Consider the following 815-nt stretch of genomic DNA (forward strand, 5'->3'; position numbering starts at 1 on the left):
TTTCGCGTTGATGCTTGGGGATATTGGTCATGCCGCCACCTCGCGCGCTTCGAGCCATGCGACGATATCGGCCTCGCGCCAGTAGCGGCGGCGTCCGATGTATTGCGGCTTGGGAAAGTCCAGATCGGGGTTGTTGATCCAGCGGTGCAGCGTCATCGCAGAGATATCGCCGCACATCTGCTGCACCGTGCCCGCCGGTATCCGGCGGTGCGGGTTGCAGGTGTCGTTGGTGCTATTCATGGCCAAGGCTCCTTTTGGATTGTGCCTTGGCCTTCCCTCTGTCGGGGTGTTCGCGGCCAAGGCGGTTACGACTTGGCCTACCGTTGGCAATTATGTTCTGTTACCGATCAGGGGTGTGTCGTAACTTTTTGCAATGCCGATACCATAGCGCCCGGTTCGCCTCCTTGTTCTTACCAAACCCTCTCTTGGCAGTGAAGGCCGATGCATCAGAAATGGAATATCCTTCTGCTCTCAAACGCGCCATTTCGGAAAGAACAGATTTTGTATGCGGCGCGAAATCACCACGCCGCTTTTCAGCGCCCTCGTTAGATTTGACTGAATATTTATACCCCATTTCAGCATAGCTGAGCGCAATCCGCCGCACGTCAATTTCGGACTGATATAGCCCAAGGCGCATTGAGTGATGAGACACCGTCAGCAGATCATCCTTTTCTAGATGGTCCTCTATCGCCTGAAGCGAGAAAGCCATCTTTCCAAGGAAATAGGCCTCGCTCAGCGCAGGTGCGGCATCTTCGATCCATAGGAAAGACCAGCGGAACATTTCGCCGTCCCCCACTTCCTCGCGCCCCTCGATA

2 protein-coding genes are annotated in these 815 nt (G+C 55.3%); both read right to left on the bottom strand.

The window, feature by feature from the left end; genetic code table 11:
- Window positions 1-27 precede the first annotated feature (27 nt).
- Window positions 28-240: a helix-turn-helix transcriptional regulator gene (locus tag BU124_RS13100; RefSeq protein ID WP_084864027.1), complete on the bottom strand. Its 213-nt coding sequence runs from the start codon at window positions 238-240 to the stop codon at window positions 28-30.
- Window positions 241-340: 100 nt separating this feature from the next.
- Window positions 341-815 (bottom strand): hypothetical protein (locus tag BU124_RS14635; RefSeq protein ID WP_179141928.1); only part of this gene is annotated, 475 nt, incomplete at its 5' end.

Source organism: Salibaculum halophilum (assembly GCF_002094885.1).
In the GTDB taxonomy this organism is placed as follows: Bacteria; Pseudomonadota; Alphaproteobacteria; order Rhodobacterales; family Rhodobacteraceae; genus Salibaculum; species Salibaculum halophilum.

Coding starts and splice junctions, on each gene's coding strand:
- BU124_RS13100 (WP_084864027.1), bottom strand. CDS start 240: ATGAATAGCACCAACGACACCTGCAACCCGCACCGCCGGATACCGGCG.